General features: G+C 54.9%; 20 protein-coding genes. 17 read left to right on the top strand and 3 right to left on the bottom strand.

All coding sequences use genetic code 11. From position 1 onward, the window contains the following. Positions 1–122 precede the first annotated feature (122 nt). On the bottom strand, positions 123–734 hold the full coding sequence (locus AC1DUO_RS08045) for a TetR/AcrR family transcriptional regulator (protein WP_013578092.1): 612 nt from the start codon (positions 732–734) through the stop codon (positions 123–125). Between the two features lie 386 nt (positions 735–1,120). Here AC1DUO_RS08045 and AC1DUO_RS08040 point away from each other — a divergent pair, with 386 nt between their 5' ends. The 11 genes from AC1DUO_RS08040 (at position 1,121) to AC1DUO_RS07990 (ending at position 14,790) form a co-directional block, all read left to right on the top strand. Further along, on the top strand, positions 1,121–3,493 hold the full coding sequence (locus tag AC1DUO_RS08040; protein WP_477987006.1) for a TonB-dependent receptor domain-containing protein: 2,373 nt from the start codon (positions 1,121–1,123) through the stop codon (positions 3,491–3,493). Positions 3,494–3,700: 207 nt separating this feature from the next. Then, positions 3,701–4,363: a DUF3313 domain-containing protein gene (locus AC1DUO_RS08035; protein WP_013578090.1), complete on the top strand. Its 663-nt coding sequence runs from the start codon at positions 3,701–3,703 to the stop codon at positions 4,361–4,363. A 26-nt stretch (positions 4,364–4,389) separates the two neighbouring features. Further along, complete coding sequence (locus AC1DUO_RS08030; RefSeq protein WP_119262336.1) at positions 4,390–5,007, top strand: paraquat-inducible protein A; 618 nt, start codon at positions 4,390–4,392, stop codon at positions 5,005–5,007. Next, positions 5,004–5,627, top strand: a complete 624-nt coding sequence (locus AC1DUO_RS08025; protein ID WP_119262337.1) for a paraquat-inducible protein A — start codon at positions 5,004–5,006, stop codon at positions 5,625–5,627. Before AC1DUO_RS08030 ends, AC1DUO_RS08025 begins: the two co-directional genes overlap by 4 nt. Continuing rightward, positions 5,620–7,215, top strand: coding sequence for a PqiB family protein (locus AC1DUO_RS08020; protein WP_112151446.1), 1,596 nt, complete (start codon positions 5,620–5,622; stop codon positions 7,213–7,215). Before AC1DUO_RS08025 ends, AC1DUO_RS08020 begins: the two co-directional genes overlap by 8 nt. Beyond that, entirely contained in the window at positions 7,212–7,793 is a 582-nt protein-coding gene (locus AC1DUO_RS08015) for a PqiC family protein (protein ID WP_119262338.1), read from the top strand. The genes AC1DUO_RS08020 and AC1DUO_RS08015 overlap by 4 nt, the downstream gene beginning before the upstream one ends. A 271-nt stretch (positions 7,794–8,064) precedes the next feature. Beyond that, positions 8,065–8,556, top strand: coding sequence for a PadR family transcriptional regulator (locus tag AC1DUO_RS08010; protein WP_119262339.1), 492 nt, complete (start codon positions 8,065–8,067; stop codon positions 8,554–8,556). A gap of 126 nt (positions 8,557–8,682) precedes the next feature. Further along, a complete protein-coding gene (locus tag AC1DUO_RS08005; protein ID WP_119262340.1) occupies positions 8,683–9,822 on the top strand; it encodes an efflux RND transporter periplasmic adaptor subunit in 1,140 nt (379 codons plus the stop codon). Continuing rightward, positions 9,822–12,938: an efflux RND transporter permease subunit gene (locus AC1DUO_RS08000; RefSeq protein WP_119262341.1), complete on the top strand. Its 3,117-nt coding sequence runs from the start codon at positions 9,822–9,824 to the stop codon at positions 12,936–12,938. The genes AC1DUO_RS08005 and AC1DUO_RS08000 overlap by 1 nt, the downstream gene beginning before the upstream one ends. After that, the gene (locus tag AC1DUO_RS07995; protein WP_119262443.1) at positions 12,938–14,308 is read left to right on the top strand and encodes an efflux transporter outer membrane subunit; all 1,371 of its coding nucleotides are present in this window, start codon (positions 12,938–12,940) and stop codon (positions 14,306–14,308) included. Before AC1DUO_RS08000 ends, AC1DUO_RS07995 begins: the two co-directional genes overlap by 1 nt. Positions 14,309–14,403: 95 nt before the next feature. Then, positions 14,404–14,790 (top strand): methionine-R-sulfoxide reductase, encoded by a 387-nt coding sequence (locus AC1DUO_RS07990; RefSeq protein ID WP_013578081.1) that lies wholly within the window; start codon positions 14,404–14,406, stop codon positions 14,788–14,790. A gap of 211 nt (positions 14,791–15,001) precedes the next feature. Here the strand turns inward: AC1DUO_RS07990 and bamA are convergent, their stop codons facing one another. Both bamA and AC1DUO_RS07980 read right to left on the bottom strand, forming a co-directional pair. Further along, a complete protein-coding gene (gene bamA, locus AC1DUO_RS07985; protein WP_119262342.1) occupies positions 15,002–17,425 on the bottom strand; it encodes an outer membrane protein assembly factor BamA in 2,424 nt (807 codons plus the stop codon). Between the two features lie 214 nt (positions 17,426–17,639). Next, positions 17,640–18,578 (bottom strand): aminoimidazole riboside kinase, encoded by a 939-nt coding sequence (locus AC1DUO_RS07980; RefSeq protein ID WP_013578079.1) that lies wholly within the window; start codon positions 18,576–18,578, stop codon positions 17,640–17,642. A gap of 250 nt (positions 18,579–18,828) precedes the next feature. Here AC1DUO_RS07980 and AC1DUO_RS07975 point away from each other — a divergent pair, with 250 nt between their 5' ends. The 6 genes from AC1DUO_RS07975 (at position 18,829) to AC1DUO_RS07950 (ending at position 26,211) form a co-directional block, all read left to right on the top strand. Beyond that, positions 18,829–20,409, top strand: a complete 1,581-nt coding sequence (locus tag AC1DUO_RS07975; RefSeq protein ID WP_119262343.1) for a carbohydrate porin — start codon at positions 18,829–18,831, stop codon at positions 20,407–20,409. 75 nt (positions 20,410–20,484) lie between these two features. Continuing rightward, the gene (locus AC1DUO_RS07970) at positions 20,485–21,858 is read left to right on the top strand and encodes a sucrose-specific PTS transporter subunit IIBC (protein WP_013578077.1); all 1,374 of its coding nucleotides are present in this window, start codon (positions 20,485–20,487) and stop codon (positions 21,856–21,858) included. Next, positions 21,855–23,264, top strand: coding sequence for a sucrose-6-phosphate hydrolase (locus AC1DUO_RS07965; protein WP_119262345.1), 1,410 nt, complete (start codon positions 21,855–21,857; stop codon positions 23,262–23,264). The genes AC1DUO_RS07970 and AC1DUO_RS07965 overlap by 4 nt, the downstream gene beginning before the upstream one ends. Beyond that, positions 23,265–24,320 carry a LacI family DNA-binding transcriptional regulator gene (locus AC1DUO_RS07960; RefSeq protein ID WP_119262346.1) on the top strand — a complete coding sequence of 352 codons (1,056 nt, stop codon included), beginning with the start codon at positions 23,265–23,267 and terminating at the stop codon, positions 24,318–24,320. Between the two features lie 257 nt (positions 24,321–24,577). Further along, positions 24,578–25,396 carry an ATP-binding cassette domain-containing protein gene (locus AC1DUO_RS07955; protein WP_119262347.1) on the top strand — a complete coding sequence of 273 codons (819 nt, stop codon included), beginning with the start codon at positions 24,578–24,580 and terminating at the stop codon, positions 25,394–25,396. After that, positions 25,396–26,211 (top strand): ABC transporter ATP-binding protein, encoded by an 816-nt coding sequence (locus AC1DUO_RS07950; RefSeq protein ID WP_119262348.1) that lies wholly within the window; start codon positions 25,396–25,398, stop codon positions 26,209–26,211. The genes AC1DUO_RS07955 and AC1DUO_RS07950 overlap by 1 nt, the downstream gene beginning before the upstream one ends.

Here is a 26,211-nt window from a genome sequence, read left to right as displayed (position 1 = left end):
GCGATAAGGTTTGCCGAAAGATATATCTTAGTCATGTTTTCTGCAATCCCGGAAAGTGTAAGGAAAAACAAAAAAGCCATCGCGTGGATGGCTTCGGATTGCAGTGGCAGGAGGAAGAATGGCTAGCGCACGGCGCCGTACAGGAACATCTCGACGGCGTTTTTCACCAGTTGCTTGATCTCGATGACGTCCAGTGGCGCAGGGTCGCTCTGGTACAAACGCATATTGGTTTGCGCCGTCACCAGCGCCAGAAACTGGCGCGCGCGCAAATCGGCATCAGCATTGCCGAGTTGCCCTTTTTGCATCGCCAGCGCTAAAAATGCCGCCAGTGATTCGATGGCTTCACCCGGACCGGCATCGTGAAACAACATACCGATGTCAGAACGCCCGGCTTCGGCAATCACCATCCGGTATACCGCCAGCGCGGTACCGTCGTTGGTCAGCACCAGCAACATTCTTTCACCAAAACGGGTCAGCACCGTTTCCAGCGGCAGATCAGGCAAGGGGGCGGAAAGCCCGTCAACGGCATCGGAAAGATGCCCGGTGGCGTAGGCTTTAACCACCGCCACCAGCAGCGATTCTTTGGAGGGAAAGTAATTGTAAAGTGTGGCTTTTGATCCGCCAAGCCGCCGGGCAAGCTCATTCATCGAAGCACGCTCGTAGCCGCACTCCTGAAATAATTCCGCCGCGGCATCCACAATGGCATCCCTTCTGGCCTCGGTACGTACTTTCATTTTCACTCCTTAACTGTACGGTACAGTTTCTATTTGTACCCACTCTAACCATGCCTTTCCGGCTTGTAAAGCCGCGCCCCCTGGCCCGTTTCGAAAGACGAATTGCAAAGATTTCGTTAAGAACTACATTTTTTTTATCATTTTGTTGATAACAATTATCAGTATCATTATCATTCTCACGAAGCCGAAATGGGTGCGGATGTTAAATAAACCCATATTTTATAAGGATAATGGCCTTTTCACGGAAGAATTGCATGCAGATGACCAGCGCGTCTGATTTGTCGAAAGGCAGTAAATGCGAGCAGAACTTAAAAAAATTAGTCCAGGACTTATAACAAATGTTCAAATCCTTTACACAGCAGGGTTTGGTGAAAAACGTCATTTTCATGGGGACGATTCTCACCACCACCTTTAACGTAAATGCAGCGGAAGCCGTTAAAGACAATACCGATCTCACAGCAAGCAATACGCAATCTTCTGAAGCCATCAAAAAAAAACCGGCGGTGCGTACCGCGCAGGATCTGGCGCAGAACAATGAAGAAGTCATGACTGTCACCGAAACGATGCCGGATAAAAAACCGGGCTCGAAAACCACCATCACGGCGGCAGAAATGCAGCGAAAAGGCGGTAATGATTTCGGCACTATCATGCGTTATGAGCCGCTGATCACCGCGACCGGCGCGAGTGGTGGCTCCGGCAATGGCAAAAGCGGCTTCGACCGCAGCGGTTATACCGGCTATAACATCCGTGGACTGGAAAGCAACCGCGTCGGTATCGACGTCGACGGTATTCCGCAGCCAAACGCTACCGGGCGCAGCTACGTCAGCCGTGCGGGCCTGAACACCTTTGGTATTGGCCGCGATTACATCGACCCGTATATTTACGGTCAGGTGGATATTGAATCCGGCGCCACATCAGCCGATCGCGCCAACACCTCCATCGGTGGTGCCGTTTCCTTCCTGCCAAAATCTGCCGACGATTACCTGCGTCCGGGCAAGGAAGTCTATTTCGGTTACCAGTCTGATTATGATTCTTCGGATCGTTCCTGGCACAACGGCATCACCGCTGCCGCCGGTGACGAAACCCTGCGGGGCCTGATCGCCATCAGCCGCCGCGACGGCCAGGAAACCAGCAACAACAGCGATACGCTCRATGCGTATCCGGCCAACTGGCACTCTGACGCCATTATGACGTCGGTCATCTGGCAGCCGAATGATGCACATAAAGTCACCGGCACCCTCGATTACTACGAGAAAGTGAACCACACCCATTACGATACCTGGAACAATGCTGGCAGCGCGATTCTGGGTACCGCACAACAGCAAAGTAACACCCGCCGCTGGGGCGCGAGCCTGAAAGATGAATGGACGCCATTCAACGATTACGTGGATGCCATCGTCTCGAAAGTGTATTACCAGTACACCCAGGCACACGACAACACCTATCTGCCAAACGAAAGTAAGCAGATGATGAACGTCTACTCAAACTATGACGTGAACACTTACGGCGCGGAGACCAGCTGGCTAAAAACGCTGGGTCGCCATGAGCTGAGTGCCGGTATCAACGGCCGCGTGTCCAACACTGAACGTCCGTTCCGCGAAAGCCCGGATCAAAGTGCTTTCACGACTATCATGCAGCCGGAAGCTAACAGCCGGACGTATATCTTCGGCGGCTTCCTGCAAGACACCATCAAGTTTGACCTCGACGGCCATAACTTCTCTGTCGTGCCTGCGGTGCGTGTCGCGTATCAGAATACCAAGGCAGAAAACCTGTCAGACTTGTCCAACAGCATTGTTTCTGAAGATCAGGTTTCCACCCTGTACGGTAAAGCCAACTCCGATACACAGGCCCTGCCATCACTGGCCTTCACCTATGACATCACCCCTAAGCTGATGACTTACCTGCAGTACCAGCGCGGTGCCCAGTTCCCGGATGCCAGCCAGCTTTACGGATCCTGGAACCTCGGTTCTAACTACGCAGGCCGTGGTCAGTACGCGCTGATCGGTAACACTAATCTGAAAACCGAAACCAGCAATAACTTTGAATGGGGCATGAAAGGCGAAGCCACGGAAGGCGTGACCTTCAAGACTTCTCTCTTCTATAACACCTACAAAAACTTCATTGCTAACACCCGCTACACCCGCGCGGGCAGCCCGGGTATGTTCACCAATGTGCCCTCCAATATTTATACGATTTATCAGGCAGAAAACCGCGATGAAGCCTTTATCTACGGTGGCGATCTGAGTACCAAAATTAACTACGGTACCTGGTTCAGCAGCGTTGATGGCCTGAGCACCACCTTCGCACTGGGTTATGCCAAGGGTGAATCGAAATCCAGCTACGATGGCGACAAATATGTTGACCTCGACAGCGTGCCGCCAATGAAGTTTGTGGCTGGCGTGGCATGGGATGCGCCATCCGGCATCTACGGCACCGCCCTGACCGCCACCTTCGTGAAAGGTAAAAAAGCCGAAGCGACCAGCCGCCAGAGCTACACCAATGCCGGTACGCCAATCACGGGTTCCACCACCGAATACATGAATGTGCCGGGCTACGGTATGGTGGATGCAACGGCCTACTGGAAAGTCGCGAAGAACGTGAAACTCAGCGGTGGCGTTTATAACATCACCGACCGCAAATACTGGGATTACCTGAGCAGCCGCACCCTGACCGAAACCACCAATCAGGATGAGTACAACAAAGCGCTGGCTGTGATGCCGGGTCGCAGCTTCCAGTTGGGCGTGAACGTCGATTTCTAACCGATAACGCCCGAACGGACAACATCATAGGCGTCATGTGCAAACATGACGCCTTTTTTACGCCTTGTGACCTTCTCCTCAAAACTAAACCCACCTGTACATTTTCTTGACATGGGAATTTTATTACTCCATAAATGAACCGTACCGTACGGTTTTGAAATAAACCGAAACCGACGTCCCGCGACGATTCTTAAAAAGGTAGGAAAAATGTCTGCATCCGTTCACGGCTATTCTCTGGCGGCTTTGATTTCTTTGGGTTTTCTCACCGGGTGCGCGAGTACCCAGCCTGTGCCCTACACCGGGGTCACCTCTTCTCCACAAATGAAACCTGATACCCAGGACGATTCAGGCCATATCGCATACAGCTACAACACCCCGACGGACTGGAATAAATACAGCCGCGCGATCCTCGATCCGGTGGTGATTTATCAGGGCAAGGATGCCCAGTTTGATGACGTCACGGCGGAGCAAAAACAGCAACTGGCGGCGTACATGCAGCAGCAGTTCGGCAAAAGTGTCGGCGGGCGTTTCCCGCTGACCAACGCTATTACCCCAGGCACCTTACGCATCCGGCTGACGCTCACCGGCGCGCAAACCACCACCGCGTTTCTGGGCACGTTCACCCGCTTTGATCTGATGGGCGGGCCGTACAACATCGTGCAGTCAGTGCGCGGCAAACAGGGTTCATTCACCGGCTCCGTGAGTTATGCGGTGGAAATTTATGACGCCCCCTCCAATCAGTTGCTGAAGGCTTATATCGCGAAGCAATACCCGAACTCGCTGAACATTGGCGCGACCTGGGGTGCGCTGAGTGCGGCCGAAACCGGGCTGGATAAAGGCGCGGAACAGTTGCAGGCACAACTGAAATAAGTGACGGCAGGACACAGGACATCACCATGAAAATCTATCCGCAGCAGGTCGTTTGCAAACATTGCGACAGTCTGTATACCCGAAAACCTGTGCGGTCCGGCGAGGCCGCACATTGCCAGCGTTGCCGTGCCGTACTGTATCGGGGAAGCTGGCTGAGTCTGGAACAATGGTTTGCGCTGACGGTCACCGCCGCGCTGTTTTTCATTATCGCCAATGCCTTTCCGGTGCTGGAAATTCAGTTTCATGGTCAGGTGCAGGCGGCAACGTTGTGGCAAACCGCGATGGCGCTGGCGTACAGCTACGCATCGCCACTGGCCATTCCGCTGGCCATGCTGATCATCGTCTGTCCGTGTCTGCAAATTGTCTTATTGGGTTGGGTGTTATGGCACGCCTGCCGGAAAAAAGCCGCGCCGGGACTCGCTTCTGCGATGCGTTTGCTGGCCGGGCTGGCGCCCTGGAGCATGGCGGAAGTGGCGTTGCTGAGCATTCTTATCGCCGCCATCAAACTCTCGGGACTGGTGCAAATCACCCCTGGCCCCGGCACATGGGCGCTGCTCGGATTGTGCCTGTTATTACCGGTGATCAACCATCAGGATTTCCACCCGCTGTGGAGCCTCAAAACGCTAAAAGGCCAGCGCGAATGACGCCGGTTCCGCACGCATTAACGCAGGGCATCGTGCGCTGTCATGTCTGCGGACTGGCCTGCGAACAAGTGCCTGGCGTGCGGGCGTTGCCGTGTCCGCGCTGCCATGCGCCGCTGCATCCGCGATTGCCGGACAGCCTCAGCCAGTCATGGGCATTGCTGCTCACCGGGCTGTTGCTGTATCTGCCCGCCAATTTACTGCCGGTGATGTACAACAGTTTTGCCGGTCGCGGCAGTGAAAGCACCATTCTGGGCGGTATTGCCGGGTTCTGGGATGCCGGTGATTACATCATCGCAACAATCATTTTTACCGCCAGCATTGTCGTGCCGTGTGCCAAGTTCCTGATCCTCGGCGGGCTGCTGATCGCGGTACAACGACGTCCCGCTTCCGGTCAGCTTCGTCGCTCGCGCCTGTTCCGCCTGACGGAACATATCGGTTACTGGTCGATGCTCGATGTGATGGTGGTCGCGATGATCGCAGCGCTGGTGCAGTTCCCCGGCCTCAGCACTGCCGAACCGCGCATCGGTATTGTTTTTTTTGGCGCAGTGGTGATCTTCACCCTGCTGGCTGCCCTGAAGTTCGACCCGCGTTTGCTCTGGGAAAATCAGAATAATGACTGAACACGCTTCACCCCCGCCGGACATTGTCCCGCGCCGTTTTCGCCCCTCGCTGATCTGGCTGGTGCCCGCCATAGCGGCATCAGTGGGTTTGTTTTTGCTGTTACAGGTCTGGGCGGATACCGGCCCGGAAATCTCCATTACTTTTCAGACCGCCAGCGGATTAGAAGCCGGTAAAACCGAAGTGAAATACAAAGACGTCACGGTCGGGCGGGTGAAATCGATTTCGCTCAGCCCCGACAGCCGCCGCGTGCTGGTCACCGTTTCACTGATGAAAAACGCCGAAAATCTGCCCAGGGAGGACACCCGTTTTTGGGTCGTGCGTCCGCGCATCGGCATGGGCGGCGTATCGGGTATCGATACCCTGCTTTCCGGCGCGTATATCAGCCTTGATACCGGCACATCGCAGAAATCCGGCAGTGACTTTCAGGGACTGGAATCGCCCCCGGCGGTGATCAACGGGATGCCCGGCAAACAGTTTGAAGTGGTGGCCGACGATCTGGGTTCACTGGATATCGGTTCGGCGGTGTATTACCGCCGCGTGCCGGTCGGGCGGGTCTCTTCCTATGCGCTGCGCCCTGACGGCAAAGGCGTCAGCCTGAACGTATTTATCGATGCGCCGTATGACCGGTTCGTCACTTCCGCCACCCGTTTCTGGAATGCCAGCGGCGTGGATTTATCGCTCGATTCTGAAGGTTTGCAGATCAAAACGCAGACCATGGCGTCGGTGATAGCCGGTGGCATCGCGTTTGCCAATCCACCTGACGACAGCACGGCAAAACCGGCAGCCAGCCACCGCGTATATACGCTGGCAGACGATCAGGCCTCGGCAATGACCCCGCCGGACGGCACGCCGCAGGTGTTGCAGTTGCGCTTCCAGCAGTCGCTGCGCGGCATGAAAACCGGCGCGCCGGTGGAGTTTTCCAGCGTGAAGCTCGGGAAAGTCACGGCGATTGAGCTCGATTACGACCCTGCCGCTTCACGGTTTATCTCGGTGGTGACGATTGAGGTGTATCCGAACCGCTTAGGGCATGTGCAGGAGAAACTGCCGAAACCTGAAAAAGACGGCCAGCAGCAGGCTGCCACGTTCCTGCGCGACATGGTGAAACACGGACTGCGGGCGCAGGCGCGCACCGGCAATCTGCTCACCGGACAGTTGTATATCTCGCTCGATTTTGTGCCTTCGGCGCTGCCGGTGTCTTTTGATATGACTGTGCGACCGTTGCAGATCCCGACACTCAATGGCGGCTTTGATCACCTGCAGGAACAGCTCGCGACACTGATTGGCAAGTTATCGACAATGCCCATTGAGTCGATTGGCAGCAATCTGAATGCCACACTGGGCAATCTCAATCAGACGCTGATTCAGGTGAACCGTCAGGTTCTGCCACAAACCACGCAAACCCTGCGCCAGTTCGATCAGACGATGGGCAGCGCACAAACCCTGCTGGCGGCGGACTCCCCGCTGTTGCAAACGCTGGCCGAATTCCAGCGGACATTATATTCCCTGCGCACCCTCACCGGCCTGCTCACGCGCCAGCCACAGGCGCTGATCGCTGGCAGAAACAGTGAAAATAAGGAGCAACCATGAATGTCATCCGCGTGATAACCGGGGTTTGCCTCCTGCTGGGGTTAAGCGGTTGCGCCTCTCCTGCACCTCATTATTACACCCTGATCACACCTGCGGAGAATGCGCCGTCTGCAATACCCCCGGCTGCATTTGTGCTGCGCGTGCAACCGGTGACCGTGCCTGAACAGCTTAATCAGCCGCAACTGGTGATACGTAAAAGTGACGGCGAAATCGTGATATCGGATAGCACGTTGTGGGCCGCGCCGCTGCCGGAGGAAATACGCAGTGCGCTGTCGGCGCAGCTTGAACGCTCGCTGAATACAACAGACATCCGCGAATTGACACCGCCGCCCGATAAACCGGTTATCACCCTGCGCGTAACCGTGCAGCAACTGGATGCCTGGCCGCAACGTCACGCCAGTCTGACAGCCCGCTGGCAACTGCGTTTTGGCGCAGATGAAAAAATGCTGACCTGTCGCGCACAGCATCAGATTGCCGTGACGGGTGGCGTGCCGGAACTTATCACCGCGCAACAGAAACTGATTGCGGCACTGGCCGCCGATGTTTCAGATGCCATAAAAAGCCGCCACTGCCGCTGAAAACCGGACTTTTTCGCAATGCTTACACGGCAAAAATAGGTTTACGGCATCTTTCCGCCGTTTATCTCAAGATCAATCAGTTACCCCTGTTCTGAACTGTTAAGAAGTGTCAGCAACAGGGGCAAACCTGAGAGCACCATCATGATTTAGTCATTATAAAACAACGCATTAACACTATCCTTACGTTAGTTTCCCGCTCCGTCACTGTCTTGCCCTGCAAACTTGTAAGATATATCTTGAGGTCGTCGGCAATCAGCGAAGGAGAAAAATCATGAGCGAAACCGAACCTGCTGTACGGCGTAAAAGCAAACTGTTCACCCGTCAGGAACTGGCGCTGTTTGTGTTGCATCTGATCCAGATAAACCCGGTGCATGGCTACGAAATTATCAAAACCATCGAAGGCTATTCTATGGGGGTGTACATCCCCAGCCCCGGCGTGATTTACCCGATCCTGGCGCATATTGTTGACAACGGCTTTGCCACCGCCGCAGAAATAGAAGGCGGGAAAAAACAGTTTTCCATGACACCGGCCGGTTCTGAATATCTGGCGGCAAGAAGAAACGAAATCCGCGCCATAGAAGAAAAAATGAAAAAGCGCGTGATTGAAAATAACCCGCCGCCCGCACCTGAGATGATTTACGCCATTGAGAATTTAAAAATCACCGTACGGACGAAAGCCTATAACGGTGAGGTCACGCCGGAAATATATCAGCAGATGGTTAAATACATTAATGAGGTCACGAAGAAAATTCATGATTTATGATTCCTGATTTATAAACAACGGCACATCTTTAAATAATTTTAACGGGATCCTGACTGTTTTATTTCGATAAAACAGCCGGGGCTCCTTTGCCTTTAATTATATTATTTATTATTTACGGACACCAAAATGCCTTTAAGATTCTCCTGCTTATTGATACTTATCGCGCTGAGTGGTTGCGATAATTCACCACCGGCTCAGCCCACTGCCGCGCCCGCTGAAGTGGGCGTCGTCACGCTAAAAGCACAATCGTTCAATCTGGTCAGCGAATTAACCGGCCGGACCACCGCCACACTGACGGCGGATGTGCGGCCGCAGGTCGGCGGTATTATTCAAAAACGTTTATTCACCGAAGGCGACTGGGTTAAAGCCGGTCAGGCACTGTATCAGATTGATCCGTCGTCGTATAAAGCGACGTACGATCAGGCTGCCGCTGCACTGAAAAGCGCCAAAGCGCTGGTGCTCTCGGATTGCCAGAAAGCCCGCCGTTATGCCGTACTGGTGAAAGAGCAAGGCGTGTCGCAGCAGGATGCGGAAGATGCGCAATCGGCCTGTGCAGAAGACCGCGCCAGCGTGGATGAAAAAACCGCATCACTGGAATCGGCCAAAATCAATCTCGACTGGACGCGGGTCACGTCGCCGATTGCCGGTCGTATCGGCATTTCCTCCGTTACACCGGGCGCGCTGGTCTCTGCCGCGCAGGACACCGCGCTGGCGACGGTGCGAAATCTCGATTCAATGTACGTGGATCTCACCCGTTCCAGCGCCGATTTGCTCAGTCTGCGTAAACGCGCGCTGGCAACGAACAGCGATGCTTTAAGTGTCACGCTCACCCTTGAAGACGGTTCAACCTACCCCGAAAAAGGTCGTCTGGAACTGACCGAAGTGGCGGTCGATGAAGCCACCGGTTCGGTCACGCTGCGCGCCGTGTTCCCGAATCCGCAACACGTTTTACTGCCGGGGATGTTTATCCGCGCTGACGTGGATGAAGGCGTCGTCGAAAATGCCGTGCTCGCGCCGCAACAAGGTGTGACACGGGATGCCAAAGGCGATGCCACCGCGCTGGTGGTTACCGCCGACAACAAAGTCGAACAACGTCATATCGAAACCGGCGAGGCTACCGGAACCCACTGGCTGATTGTCAAAGGTTTGCAGGCGGGCGATCGCGTGCTGGTGGAAGGCAGTGACAAAGTCACGGTGGGCGATACGGTGAAACCGGTTGAAGTGAATAACGCCGCCGCTGCGAAAAGCACAGAAGGAGCCGCCTGATGTTCTCCCGCTTCTTTGTGCGTCGCCCGGTTTTTGCCTGGGTGATTGCGATTTTGATCATGATGGCCGGGATTATGGCGATCCGCACGCTGCCGGTCGCGCAGTATCCGGACGTCGCGCCTCCCTCAGTGAAAATCAAAGCCACCTATTCCGGGGCTAACGCCGAAACGCTGGAGAACAGCGTCACGCAGGTCATCGAACAACAACTGACCGGCCTGGATAATCTGCTGTATTTCAGCTCCAGCAGCAGTTCCGACGGGTCGGTGGATATCACCGTCACCTTCAAACAGGGCACCAATGCCGATACCGCGCAGGTGCAGGTGCAGAACAAAGTCCAGCAGGCGGAATCACGCCTGCCGACGGAAGTGCAGGAAGCCGGGGTGACGGTCACCAAGTCGCAGTCCAGTTTCCTGCTGATCATGGCGGTGTACGATAAAACCGACAAAACCAGCAGCTCGGATATCGCCGACTGGCTGGTCAGTAATATGCAGGATCCGCTGGCGCGCGTCAGCGGCGTCGGCAGCTTGCAGGTGTTTGGTGCGGAATATGCCATGCGCATCTGGCTGGATCCCACCAAACTGGCGGCGTATGACCTGATGCCGTCAGATGTGGAAACGGCCATCGAAGCGCAAAACGTGCAAATCTCCGCCGGTAAAATTGGCGGTCTGCCGTCTTCCGCTTCACAACAACTGACCGCCACGGTGCGTGCGCAATCACGTCTGCAAACGCCGGAGCAGTTCCGTAAGATCATTGTTAAAGGCAATACCGGCGGCGCGGTGGTGCGCATCAGTGATATCGCCCGCGTCGAAATGGGCAGCGAAGATTACACCGCGTCTTCACAGCTGAACGGTCATCCGGCGGCGGGTATGGCGGTGATGTTATCGCCGGGCGCCAACGCGCTCGATACCGCCACGCTGGTGAAAAACACCATCAGCGAATACCAGCGCAGCATGCCGAAAGGCTATGACGTCGCCTATCCGAAAGACAGCACCGAATTTATTAAAGTGTCGGTGGAAGACGTCATTAAAACGCTGATCGAAGCCATCGTGCTGGTCATTGTGGTGATGTATCTGTTTATGCAGAATCTGCGCGCCACGCTGATCCCCGCGCTGGCGGTGCCGGTGGTACTGCTCGGCACGTTTGGCGTACTGGCGCTGTTCGGCTATTCCATTAACACCCTGACGCTGTTCGCGATGGTGCTGGCCATCGGCCTGCTGGTGGATGACGCTATCGTGGTGGTGGAAAACGTTGAGCGCATCATGCGTGATGAAGGGCTTCCCGCCCGCGAGGCCACCGAGAAGTCGATGGGAGAAATCTCCGGCGCACTGGTGGCGATTGCGCTGGTGCTCTCTGCTGTGTTCCTGCCGATGGCGTTTTTCGGCGGCTCAACCGGGGTGATTTACCGCCAGTTCTCCGTCACCATTATTTCCGCCATGATACTTTCCGTGGTGGTGGCGCTGACCCTGACACCGGCGCTGTGCGGCGCGTTTCTGCGCCATAAACCACAGGCTACCCGTGGTTTCTTCGGTGGCTTCAACCGTTTGTATTCGCGTACTGAACAACGCTACGAAAATGGCGTGACGCATGTGCAGCGCCGTCCGGTGGTGATGGCGCTGATTTACGGCGCCATGGCCGCACTGATGGGCGTGCTGATGTGGCAACTGCCGACCAGCTTCCTGCCGTCTGAAGATCAGGGCGAAGTCATGGTGCAATACACCCTGCCCGCCGGGGCGACAGCGAACCGTACCGAAGCCGTCAATTCCCGTGTTACAGAGTGGTTCCTCGGCAAAGAGAAAGCCAATACCAACGTCATATTCACCATCACCGGCTTTAACTTCAGCGGCAGCGGTCAGAATGCCGGGATGGCGTTTGTGTCACTGAAGAACTGGGATGAACGTCCGGGTGCCGTAAACACCGCGCAGGCGGTAGCCGGTCGCGCGATGCGGGATCTGGCGGTGATCCGCGACGCAAAAGTCATCGCCATGACGCCGCCTTCCGTGGACGGGCTCGGGCAAAGCAACGGTTTCACCTTTGAGCTGATGGCTACCGGCGGCACCAGCCGCGCGGACTTACTCAAACTGCGCACCGAACTGCTGGCACTGGCCGCCAAAAGTCCGGAACTGCAATCGGTTCGCGCCAATGATTTGCCACAAATGCCACAGTTGCAGGTGGATATCGACAACAACAAAGCCGTGGCGCTCGGGCTGACGCTCAGCGATGTCACTGCCACGCTAAGCAGCGCGTGGGGCGGCACTTACGTCAATGATTTCATTGACCGTGGCCGCGTCAAGGAAGTGTATATCCAGGGCGACAGCGAGTTTCGTTCCAAACCGGCGGATCTGAATAAATGGTTTGTGCGCAGCAGCGACGGTACCAGCATGACGCCGTTCTCCGCGTTCGCCACCACCCACTGGACCTATGGCCCGGAAAGTCTGGCGCGCTATAACGGATCAACTTCCTATGAGATCCAGGGCGAGAACACCGACGGCTACAGTTCCGGCGCGGCGATGGCAAAAATGGAAGCGCTGGCGGATAAATTACCCGCCGGTTCAACCTGGGCATGGAGCGGACTCTCTCTGCAGGAAAAGCTCGCCAGCGGTCAGGCGCTCAGCCTGTATGCCATCTCGATTCTGGTGGTATTCCTGTGTCTCGCCGCACTGTACGAAAGCTGGTCCGTGCCGTTCTCCGTGATCCTGGTGATCCCGCTCGGTCTGCTTGGCGCATCCCTTGCCGCCGAACTGCGTGGCCTGAATAACGACGTTTACTTCCAGGTGGCGCTGCTGACTACCATCGGCCTGTCGTCGAAAAACGCCATCCTGATAGTTGAGTTTGCCGAAACAGCACTCAAACAAGGCAGCACCCTGACCGCTGCCGCGCTCTCCGCTGCCCGCACCCGTTTACGCCCGATCCTGATGACGTCGCTGGCCTTTATCGCCGGGGTGATGCCGCTGGCAGTCGCGACCGGCGCAGGGGCTAACAGCCGCATCGCCATCGGTACCGGCATTATTGGCGGCACCGTGACCGCCACCTTACTGGCTATTTTCTTTGTTCCGCTGTTCTTCGTGCTGGTGAAAAAAGTCTTCACCGGTCACAAAGACGCGCAGGAGTCAGCATGATTTTTCGTCTGAGTATTATTTCGCTGGCCATGTTGCTGGCAGGCTGTATCTCGCTGGATCCCGATTATCAGCGCCCTGCCGCGCCGGTGCCTGCAGTCTGGCCTGCGCAGGGCGCACAGCCAGCGGCCACCACGGTGCTGAGCGACTGGCAGGGCATCATGGCCGATGCGCGCCTGAATGCCGTGGTGGCCAAAGCGCTGACCAGCAACCGCGATTTGCAGGAAGCGATTGCTGATATTGAAGCCGCCAAAGCGCTGTATGGCGAGCAACGCGCCAGCCTGTTCCCGACGCTGGATGCTGAGCTTTCACAAACCCGCAGCCGGACGCAGGATGCAGGCGTCAGCAGCAGCGCCACCGCCGACGGTGCGGTCAGCAGTTTTGAAATCGACCTGTTTGGCCGTAACCGCAGCCTGAGCACAGCGGCAAAAGAAACCTGGCTGGCGAGTGAATCGACCGCGCAGAACACCCGTCTGACGCTGATTTCAGAAACCAGCACCGCGTGGATCACACTGGCGGCGGACAACAGCAATCTGAAACTGGCGCAGGATACCCTGAAAAGCGCGGCGGATTCGCTGAGCATTACGCAACGGCGGCAACAGGAAGGCGTCGCCTCGGGGCCGGACGTCAGCTCTTCGATGGCGATTTATCAGCAGGCACGCGCCAGTGTCGCCAGCTACCAGACGCTGGTCGCGCAGGACATCAACGCCCTGAATCTGCTGGCAGGCGACACCGTGGCGCAAAATCTGTTGCCGGGTACGCTGGAAAGCCTGGCACCGCAGGCCATCAAACTGGTGCCCGCCGGGATTTCGTCGTCGGTATTACTGCGCCGCCCGGACGTGCTGGAAGCGGAACATAACCTGAAAAGTGCCAATGCGGATATCGGCGCAGCGCGGGCGAATTTCTTCCCGACGCTCTCGCTGACTGCCAGCGCAGGCGTCGGCAGCAGTTCGCTGTCGAACCTGTTCAGCCACGGCAGCAATGTGTGGTCGTTCGCGCCCAGCCTGAGCCTGCCTCTGTTTACCGGCGGCAGTAATACCGCGCAGTTGCGCTACGCTGAAGCGGAGAAAAAGGGGCTGATTGCCGCGTATGAAAAAGCCATCCAGAGCGCCTTTAAAGATGTGGCGGACGCCCTCGCCCGCCGTGCCACGCTCAGTGAACAGATGGATGCCCAGCAGCAATATGTTGCGGCCGCACAGCGCAGTTACGATTTGGCGCGCCGCAGTTATGAAACCGGTGCGGGCGATTATCTGACGGTGCTTACCGATCAGCGTTCACTGTGGTCGGCGCAGACCGACCTGATTGCCCTGCAACAGACTGATTTTGAAAACCGTATCACCCTGTGGCAGACGCTGGGCGGCGGCGTGAAATAGCACACTATGGCAGGAGGGCACTTGCAGCTTGATATGTCGCCCCAATATAGCGCTACACTATAAGGCTGCAATGTCACCTGCCAGGAGCAATGATAATGAACAGAGAACTGAATGATTTTGAACGTTTTGTCATCGAAAACAAAGGGACAGAGCGCCCGAATACCGGTGAGTATAACGACCACTTTTCACCGGGCCGTTACGTCTGTAAAAGATGTTCTGCGCCGCTGTATTCCTCAGAACACAAATTCGAATCCCATTGCGGCTGGCCCGCTTTCGACGATGAAATTCCGGGTGCGGTAGAACGTGTGCCGGATGCCGATGGCCGCAGAACAGAAATTGTGTGTGCCAACTGCAAGGCACATCTGGGGCATGTTTTTGAGGGGGAATATTTAACCGAGAAGAATCTGCGCCATTGTGTCAATTCCGTTTCAATGATTTTTGAAAGTGCCGATGCGCAAGGGAATTACCACAAAGCAGAATAATCGCTTATTTCTGCTGTGATAAACGAATAAAAAGAAGGGCCGCACAGGGGCAGCCCTTAAAAGAAAGAACTCCAACAATATTATAATGGCATGATGTTTTACCCTAAGGGTTGCTCAATAAACATCATGCCGGCATTATAATTGAATCAGATTTATTTTCTATTCTCATTGCGTCTGTAAAAAGTAATAACTTTGTAAGACAGCGTTATTATTACCACGTCTTACCGATATTAAACTGGAATTGCTCCGCACTGTCCCCTTCATATTTCACCAGCGGCTGCGCATAAGAGAACACCAGCGGGCCGAGTGGGGATTGCCATTGCAACGCAATACCACTGGAAACACGAATATGTGTCGGGTCGCTGTAATCCGGAATACCCGCGGCTTCGGTCGCTGAGGTATTTTTCCATCTCGTATCCCACACCGTACCGGAGTCGACAAATAATGAGGTGCGCACTGAACTGGCGTATTTCTCGCTGATGAACGGCGTCGGCACATACAGTTCCGCGCTGGCAATCGCCATCGCATTACCGCCCACCGCATCAGTCGATTTGGTCACCGGACAGGTGGAATACGAGCTGTCAGCGCTGCTGCATTTGTAATATGCCGCTTTCGGCCCGATGGTGTTGGAGGAGAAACCGCGAACCGAGCTGGAGCCACCTGCGTAGAAGTTGTCGTAGAACGGGACTTCGTTGCTGCCAATGCCTGCCGCGTAACCGGCTTTGGCGCGGCCCATTAATACCCAGTCCGATTTGTCGCTCAGCGGAATGTAATGGTTGGCATCAAAGGTGATTTTGTAATAACTGTCGTCCGAGCCAGGCGTGGTCACTTTTGCCGCCAGGCTGGCGCGCGTGCCAGATGACGGGAAGAAGCCACGGTTAAGATCGTTATACGCCCAGCCGACACTGGCGAAGAAGTCATTGGTGCTCAGTTGTGCATCGCTGTTGGTGGACGTCGTTACCAGCCCCGGATGTACGCCGCTGGCATTGAGATAGCGCCAGACCGCGACCTGCGGTTCCATATCACTCAGCGTACTGTGAACATAATCCAGCCCCAGATTCAGCGTATTGTTTTCGCTGACCGGCAGGCCAAGATTCACGCCTGTGCCGTAACTTTGCAGATTATACGCCGCCAGATCGTTATCTTCCGCGTCGTAATGGTTGTAGAACACTTTGCCGCCAAGGCTGATGCCATCAACGGTGTAATACGGGTTAGTGGCCGAGACTTCGACATAGGTCTGATAGGAGTTGCGCGTGCCGCTGAAACTGACCGTATTACCGCTGCCCAGCCAGTTGTCCTGCGTTACGCCCAACTGATAACTGATGCCGCTGTCGGTGCCATAACCCAGGCCCACGTTGAATGTGCCGGTGTTACGCTCTTTAACTTTATACACCACATCAACCTGATCCGCTGAACCGGGCACCGGCTGGGTATCCACATCAACCGACTCGAAATAGCCGGTACGGTTGAGGCGATCTTTGCCCTTCTGCACCAGATCATTGCCCAGCCACGCGCCCTCCATCTGGCGCATTTCGCGCCGCAGCACTTCATCTTTCGAGGTGTCATTGCCTTCAAAACGAATGCGGCGCACCGAATAACGGTTGCCGGTATCCACGCTGATATGCAGTTTCACGGTTTTATCCGTTTCATTAATGTCGCTTTGCGTTGTGACATGCGGATAGGCATAGCCGTAGCGGCCCAGCAGATTTTTGATGTCACCTTCCACTTTGGTGACTTTCGCGCCGTTATACAATTCACCGGCAGGAATGGTGGCGAGCGATTCAATTTCGGAAGAATGTCCGGCCATGTCGCCGGTCACTACCACGCCGGACACGGTATATTGCGCACCCTCAGTAATATTGACGGTAATATAAATCCCTTTCTTATCCGGCGTTAAACTGACCTGGGTGGAATCAATATTAAAACGGGCATAACCGCGGTCGAGATAAAAACTGCGAAGTGTTTCTAAATCACCTGACAGTTTTTGTTTTTCATATTTTTTATCGCCAATCACATTCCACCACGGCACCTCATCGCGTAGCTGGAAATGGGCGATTAAATCGTCACTGGTAAAAGCTTTATTGCCCACAATATTGATTTGTTGAATTTTTGCCGACACACCTTCGGTAAAGACCAGTTTCACGTCCACGCGGTTACGCGGCAACGGCGTCACCACCGCTTTTACACTCGCGCTGTATTTGCCGACGCTGTAATAAAAATCTTCCAGTCCCTTTTCAATCGACGAAATGGTGGTGCGATCCAGCGCGTCCCCGACGCGGATCCCTGAGGCTTCCAGGTTCTGCTGCAACATCTCGTCCTTTATGGCTTTGTTGCCCGAGAACGTAATGCTGGCAATCGTTGGCCGCTCTTTCACCTGAACAATCAGCGTGTTGCCATCTTCAAGCACCTTCACATCGTCAAAATTGCCGGTCGCAAACAAGGCACGGATCGTCTGGCTGATATCGTCATCGGATACCGTATCGCCCACGCGCACGGGGATGCTCAGCAAGGCTGCGCCGACGGTGACCCGCTGCAATCCTTCGACGTGAATGTCTTTTACGACAAACCCGCCGGCAGCAAAAACCGGGGCACTGCTGAACAGCAGCGACGCTAAGAGTAATTTTTTCATTGTCATGTGATCCGTGCTCGCCGTTTTTCAACTAACAAAAATTCCTGTTAACAAAATATTTTGCTATCAGAAGAAATAACCTCGCTAACAGACTGTGGGATATATAGGAGGTTCAGCGGCAAACATTTGATTTTCGTAAAACATGACGTTGGATTACAGATTACTTACATTATTTTCGTCGGGTGAACAGTTGCGGTCCAGGCAACATCGTCGGGCGCGGTTACCCCTGAGAGGAGAACGCTTTTAAGGTAACGCTGTCGGGTAATGCAGTCATTGCGCCTCTGGCGGTGGTGGCAAGAGCACCGCATGCCAGTGCCTGATGAATGATCTGTTGCCAGACACTCTCCGAGGTCAGCGGCCAGTGTTGCGCCAGCCCGGCCAGTAATCCGGCGACAAAAGCATCTCCGGCGCCGGTGGTATCCACCGCTTTCACTTCGCGGGCCGGATAGTGCTTCAGACTGGCATTATTTTTCCGGTAAACCGAAACCCCCAGTTTTCCCTGCGTGACCAGCAGCAGCTCGGGATTATAGCGGTCACACAGACGCAGCATCCCCTCCGACAGCAACGCTTCGCCCGTCAGAAATTCCAGCTCATCCTCTGAGACTTTAATCACATCAGCCAGCGACAAGGCGCGGGCAAGATTTTCACGCAGTTGTCCCTCATCAGACCACAAGTCATGCCTGATATTGGGATCAAAACAGACATAACCGCCTGCCGCTTTCATCTTCGCCATTGCCAGAAAGGCGGAGGAACGTGAAGGTTCCGCAGATAACGCGATTGAGCATAAATGTAAAAAATCCCCGGGATGGAAAGCCGGAATATCGGTGGCCTGGAGGAATAAATCCGCGCCCGGACGCACCATAAACGTGAAAGAGCGTTCGCCGTCAGCATCGTTTTCCACCACCACGGTGGAGGTACGGTGATGAGGGTCAAGGTACATACAGTCAATATTCACCCCCTCATCCGCGAGGGTTTTCATCAGGAACTTCCCGAAAGGGTCATCGCCCACGCGTCCGATAAATGCGCTGTCTCCCCCGAGGCGGCGGATCCCGACGGCAACATTCGCCGGTGCCCCGCCCGGGCATTTTAATAAGCGGTCATCCTCTTCAGCGATCAGATCCACCACGGCGTCACCCAAAACCCAAATCCGGTTATTCATCTTCATTCCTTTTTTAAATCCTGATAAATCGTCTGTCGATAAAATAGAAGAACCGGTTTAGCTAATCAAGAGCAAATGAATTTTCAGGACGAGAGATGGAATTGCCAGCAAGATCACAAATCCAGCACAAGGCTGCCGAACTTCGTTGCGTAAATACATAACGGGTGTTTATTGTGCTCAGGAAAACCAGTTTAGCAATTTAGCAAAATGGTTTTCCCATAATAATTAAACTTCCTCTGAAGGGATAAAAATGATGATGAAACCTCGCTATCTTGCTGTTGCTATTGGACTTATTCTTTCTTCTGCGGCCCAGGGTGCCGATATCTCCGCCAGTGCGATTGAAGCGCGCTTTGCGGCGATGGAAAAACGACTACAACTCGCCGAAAGCCGCGCCGCTAAGGCCGAAGCCCGTGCTACGCAGGCAGAACAGCAGGTTAAGCAACTCGAAACACGCACCGCCAGCAACGAACAGCAAACCCGTCAGGTGGCGAAGACGGCTGAAATCACCCAGCAGCAAACCGCCGATGTGGCTAAACGCACTGAAACGTTAGCCGCTGATAACAATAAAAACAGCAGTGATAACAGCGGGTTTAAATTCACGGGATATGCCCGTTCCGGCGTGATCATGAATGACTCGGCGACCTCCACGGAAAGCGGCCCGTACGTGACGCCTGCCGGACAAACCGGCGGAGCAGTCGGGCGTCTTGGCAATGAAAACAACACCTACGTTGAGCTGAATCTGGAGCATAACCAGACAATGGCCAGCGGCGCGACTTCCCGCTACAAAGTTATGCTGGCTGACGGTCAGCGCAGCTACAACGACTGGACCGGCGCGACCAGCGATTTAAATATCCGTCAGGCCTTTGTTGAACTCGGCTCGCTGCCGACGTTCACCGGTCCGTGGAAAGATTCCACGCTGTGGGCGGGTAAACGCTTTGACCGCGATAATTTCGACATTCACTGGCTCGATTCCGACATCATCTTCCTGGCGGGGACCGGCGGCGGGATCTATGACGTCAAATGGGGAGATAACCTGAAAAGTAACTTCTCGCTTTACGGAAGAAACTTTGACGATCTTGAAGACGATAACAACGATGATACCCGCATCGAAAATTACATTGTCACAGCCAACAACTATGCCGGGCCTTTCCAGTGGATGCTGAGCGGGTTGCGTGCCAAAAACAATCAGGATCGCGAAAATAGCGGCACAAATGGGATCACTAATGCGGCGGATACCGGCTTCCATACCATGCTGGCGTACCACGGCGACAGTTTCTATGGTCTGCGTGAAGGGTCATCCAAAACCGCGCTGCTTTACGGTCACGGACTGGGGGCGGAGGTGAAAGCACTGGGCTCTGACGGACATCTGACTGACGATGCCAGTACACTGCGTCTGGCAACCTACGGCATCACACCGATCAGCAAAAACTGGAGTATTGCTCCGGCTGTTCTGGCTCAGCAGAGCAAAGACCGTTATGTCTCCGGCGATGACTATAAATGGCTGACCTTCAACACCCGGCTGATTCAGCAAATTACCGAGAACTTCGAGCTGGCGTATGAAGGCAGCTATCAGTATATGGATCTCAATCCGCAGGGTTACAGCGATTACAACAAAGTGAAAGGCGGTTTCTACAAACTGACCTTCGCACCAACCTTCAAAGTGGGCGATATCAGCAACATGCTGAGCCGCCCTGAAATCCGCTTCTTTGCCACTTACATGGACTGGAGCAAAGAACTCGACAGTTATTCCTCCAGTGATTCATTTGGTACTGATGGCTTTACAGCGGGCGGACAGTGGAATTTCGGCATCCAGATGGAAACCTGGTTCTAAACGGCAGGGTTTGATTTAAAAAAAAAGCACCCGGTCTGACCGGGTGTTAACGGTAATGACAAATTAAGGGATTCTATGAACATCAATGCAATCGCGACTGAGCTGCTTCCGCTGTTGGGTGGGAAGGACAATATTGCCAGCGCGGCACACTGTGCCACACGTCTGCGCCTGGTGCTGGCAGACGACAGTCTGATCAACAAAAGTGCTATCGAAAAAGTGGAAGGCGTAAAAGGCTGTTTCAGCAACGCCGGACAGATTCAGATCATTTTTGGTACGGGACTGGTGAACAAGGTGTACGCCGAGTTTATTAAAGTGGCCGGTATCAGCGAATCGAGCAAATCCGAAGCCGCCGATATTGCGGCGCGAAAACTCAATCCCTTCCAGCGACTCGCGCGCGTGCTGTCGAATATCTTTGTGCCGATTATTCCGGCGATTGTCGCATCCGGCCTGCTGATGGGGCTGCTCGGCATGGTGAAAACCTACGGCTGGGCCAACCCTGAGAGCGCGATTTTTATCATGCTCGATATGTTCAGCTCGGCGGCATTTATCATTCTGCCGATCCTGATTGGTTTCACTGCCGCGCGCGAATTTGGCGGTAATCCGTTCCTGGGTGCAACACTGGGCGGCATTCTGACTCACCCGGCACTGACTAACGCCTGGGGCGTTGCCAGTGGTTTCCATACCATGAATTTCTTTGGTATTGAAATTGCGATGATCGGTTATCAGGGCACGGTATTCCCGGTTTTGCTGGCGGTCTGGTTTATGAGCTTCATCGAAAAACGCCTGCGCAAAGTGATCCCTGATGCACTGGATCTGATCCTGACGCCTTTCCTGACGGTCATCATTTCCGGTTTTATCGCTTTCCTGATCATCGGCCCTGCGGGTCGTGCGCTCGGGGACGGTATCTCCTTTATTCTCAGCACGTTAATTACCCATGCCGGTTGGGTGGCAGGTCTGGTGTTTGGCGGATTGTATTCGGTTATCGTGATCACCGGTATTCACCACAGCTTCCATGCGATTGAGGCCGGTTTGCTGGGGAACCCGAATATCGGGGTGAATTTCCTGCTGCCTATCTGGTCGATGGCGAATGTTGCACAGGGGGGAGCCTGTCTTGCGGTCTATTTCAAAACGCGTGATGCGAAAATTAAAGCCATTGCCGTGCCTTCAGCATTCTCCGCGATGTTGGGCATAACGGAAGCGGCAATTTTTGGTATCAACCTGCGCTTCATGAAACCGTTTCTCGCCGCTCTGGTCGGCGGTGCGCTTGGCGGCGCCTGGGTGGTTGCGATGCACGTCAATATGACGGCGGTTGGCCTGACCGGTATTCCGGGGCTGGCCATCGTGCAGTCCAGTTCGATTCTCAGCTACCTGATTGGTCTGGTGATTGCCTTCGGCAGCGCATTCCTGTTGTCATTGCTGCTGAAATACAACACGGAGAGTGAAAAATGACAGAAGTCAGTTTGCTGAAAAAAGCGCTGCGCAGTGTGGTGGCCGGTCAGGTCAGAGCGGCGGCAGATCCGTACCGTCCCGGCTGGCATCTCGCGCCGCCGGTCGGGCTGCTCAATGACCCTAATGGCTTTATCCAGCATAACGGTCGATTCCATTTGTTCTATCAATGGAACCCGCTGGCCTGCGCGCACGGTGCCAAGTTCTGGGGGCACTGGAGTTCAGCAGATTTACTTCACTGGCAGCATGAACCACTGGCGCTGGCGCCGTCAGAAGAATACGAAACCCACGGCTGTTATTCCGGCTCAGCCGTAACAGACAACGGCCAACTGACGCTGATTTACACCGGCAACGTGAAATATCCCGATGGCAGCCGCACGGCGTTTCAGTGTCTGGCGCGCGAAAATGCTGAGGGTGAGTTTGATAAAACCGGGCCGGTATTCAACCTGCCGCAAGGCTATACCGGACATGTGCGTGATCCGAAAGTCTGGTGGCATGACAAACACTGGTACATGGTGCTGGGCGCTCAGGATCTCAGCCTTCAGGGCAAAGTGTTATTGCTGCGATCTGACGATTTATCCGCGTGGGATCTGCTCGGCGAAATTGCCGGTTCAGGTTTACACGGGCTGGGTGAGTTCGGTTACATGTGGGAGTGCCCGGACTTATTCCGGCTGGCCGAAAACGACATTCTGATTTGCTGCCCGCAAGGTTTAGCGGCGGAATCTGACCGTTATCTGAATACCTTCCAGTCGGGTTATTTTGTCGGACAACTGGATTACGCCAATGCCACGTTTACGCACGGCGATTTCGCTGAGCTGGATCTGGGGTTCGAATTTTATGCACCGCAAACCACGCAGACGGATGACGGGCGACGCCTGCTGATTGGGTGGATGGGGATCCCGGACGGTGATGAATTTTTCCAGCCAACGATACAAAACGGCTGGCTGCATACCCTGACCTGCCCGCGCGAACTGACACTGGTCGCGGGAAAAATCATCCAGAAACCGGCCCGTGAACTGCAACAACTTCGTCGTGACGAGCAGACATGGCAAGGGATTGCGGACTATTGCCTGCCTCTGGACATCACCCACGCCGAGACAGAGATTGTCACTGAGCACCCCTTCATCGCCGATTTTGGTGGTGATATGACCCTCAGCTTCGACGGAGAATGGCTGCGTTTAAGCCGTAAAAACCGACGTACGGGTGTGCCTGAACATCGTGTCTGGCAGGGGCAGTTACGTAAGCTGACGGTGTTAAGCGATGCATCGAGCCTTGAAATTTTCATTAATGACGGAGAAGCGGTGATGTCCGCACGCTATTTCCCTGTTTTACCAGCACAATTGAACTTGCAGGGTTCTCATCAGATTACGCTGCGCCACTGGTCGTTGGCGGAATGCGTGATAGAATAAATGTCTTTCCGGACAACAGAATATGGCGCAGTGAAAAAGACCAAACGCATCACTATCAGTGGCATAGCCGAACTGGCTGGCGTATCGAAATCGACTGCCAGCCAGGTACTCAACGGGCACAGCAAGAAGTTTCGTATCTCCGATCCTACCCGGGATCGGGTGCTCGCCGTGGCGGCTGAACATCATTATCAGCCGAGCATTCACGCCCGTTCGCTGAATGTCAGCCGCAGTTTCACCCTGGGGCTGGTGGTGCCGGAAATGACCAACTACGGTTTTGCTGCCTGTTCTAACGAACTTGAAACACTGTGTCGTGAGAACGGCATGCAGCTGCTGATTGCCTGTACGGATGAAAATACCAGCCAGGAAACCATGGTGGTCAATAATCTCATCCAGCGTCAGGTCGATGGCCTGATTGTGGCGTCCAGCATGCTCAGCGATGCGGAATACGTAAAAATCAGCCAGCAAGTCCCCGTCGTTTTGTTTGACCGTCATATGCAGGACACGCAGCTCCCTATTGTTGTCTGTGAAGCCATCGAATCTTCAGCAGAACTGGTTTCGCGGATAGCGAAAATTCAGCGGGACGAGTTTTATTTTATCGGCGGCCAGCCGCGAATTTCTCCGACCCGCGATCGCCTCGCAGGCTATCAGCTTGGCCTGCAGCGGGCAGGTGTCAGTCTCGACCCCGACTGGATTGTGTACGGCAACTACCACCCGAGCTCCGGCTACGAAATGTTTGCGCAGCTGTGTGCCCGGCTTGGGCGTCCACCCAAAGCGCTTTTCGTGGCCTCCTGCGGTTTGATGGAAGGGGTTCTGCGCTATATGAGTCAGCATCAATTGCTTGAGAGTGATATCCATCTTTGCAGTTTTGACGATCACTATCTTTACGACTCGCTGTCCGTGAAAATTGATACCGTCGCTCAGGACTGCGGGGAGCTGGCCATGCACTGCTTCAGCATGATAAATGATCTGATGAATGAACACCCCATCGCACAGCCACAATGCTTTTTAACCCCTAAATTGCACTGGCGTTCCCCGCACTTCTCGCAGATCAAATAGATATTCAATGTCGTCACATGAGGATGATGAGAGATGTTAATTCATCTCGCGTCATCTGATTGTTCCTCCCAGCTTTGCTTCATCATGTCCCGGCTACGACAGCGGCGAGCTCATCATTTCGCTGCCTGAAAGGGTGCTGCACACAGTTGCACCGGCAAATAGCACAGAGAAAATCACAAAACCTTTTGCATTAAATTGACACATTTTGTTATGTTATCACATATCAAAACAGTCGCAGCGATGAACAGGTTTAGGGAATGACATACAACAGGACGCAAAATACTGAACCGGTTCTCGCGGTGGAAGGGCTGACAGTGCGGCTCGCAGGTGAAGAACGCGTCAGCGGACTGAGTTTCAGCGTCAGTGCGGGCGAACGGGTTTGTCTGCTTGGTGCTTCCGGCTCCGGTAAATCACTGACTGCCAAAGCCATCACCGGCACATTGCCTGCGGGCGCGATACACGGCGGCAGCATTCGGGTGAATAGCGTCGAAGTGCGCGGCATACATCCGGTTTCACGTTGTGCTGCCAGCCGCGTCGCCACGGTTTTTCAGGATTCTTCCACCGCACTGAACCCGCTGATGACGCTCGGAAAACAGCTACGTCTCGCCCTGCCCGCCGCCCGCGAAGACGAAATCTGCACGATGCTGGATGCCGTCGGGCTGGGCGATATTGCACAATTTTCCACCCGTTATCCGGCGGAGCTTTCCGGCGGTCAGCGCCAGCGTTTGTGCCTGGCGCTGGCGATGCAATCCTCTTCTTCGCTGCTGGTGGCGGATGAACCGACCACCGCGCTCGACGTGCTGACCCAGCAACAGGTTTTACAGGTCATGCATAACGCCTGCACCCGCCCGCAATCACCCCGGGCGCTGCTGTTTATCACCCATGATATTGCCGTCGCCGCGCAGCTATGCGAGCGCGCACTGGTAATGGAAAACGGCGTGCTGGTGGAATCTGCCGGTATGGCGCAGTTACTCCGTCATCCGCAACATCCTTATTCCAGAAAACTGGTTCACGCTGCAAGACAGGCCGCCGCGCTGCATCAGAATGCCGCGTCGCTGCGCGGGGTTGCCGTCTGATGGAATCTTCACTGCATCTGTTCACCGAACCGTTTCTGCATCTGCATAACGTCAGCCGCCATTTCGCCCTGCCGCGTTCCGGCTGGCGCAGGCAGCACGCTGCGCTTTTTGAGCATCTGTCGCTGCGTATCGGCCACCACGAAACGCTCGGGCTGGTCGGCGCGTCCGGCTGCGGAAAATCCTCCCTGCTGAAAATCTTGCTGGCGCTTGAATCTCCCGACAGCGGTGAAGTATATTGCGCCGGTGTTAAAATTCGCCCCGGCTCTGCACGGTCTCTGCGCGCATACCGGCAGCGCGTGCAGTACATTCCGCAGGATCCGGCCGGTTCGCTGCCACCGGCTCAGACCGTTTATCAGATTATTGCCGAACCGCTGAAACGCCTCGGGTTTAGCGGCAATATCCGTCTGCGCGTGACTGACGTGATGGCGCAGGTCTGCCTGAACGAAACGTTGATAGGGCGGACGGCAGCCGGACTCTCCGGCGGGCAGGCGCAGCGGCTGGCGATTGCCCGTGCGCTGGCGATCCGCCCGCAATTTCTGGTGGCCGACGAGCCGGTGAGCGGGCTGGATCTTCCCCTGCGCGGGCAGATCAAACAACTGCTGCAACAGGTGACGCAGCAAAATGGCATGGGTCTGCTGATGGTCACGCACGATATCTCGATGGTGGCCGGGCTATGCGACCGGTTGCTGGTAATGCACGGCGGCAAAATTGTGGAAGACCGCGCCACACAGGATATTTTGCGCGCCCCGGACCATACGCATACCCGGCAACTGCTGCAGGCCATTCCTCATTTACCTTTGACCGTTAACGGATAA

The sequence above is a fragment of the Rahnella sp. P4_A8 genome (assembly GCF_056402435.1).
The sequence above is the reverse complement of the archived record's forward strand: the minus strand, read 5'-3'. Positions and strand labels throughout refer to the sequence as shown.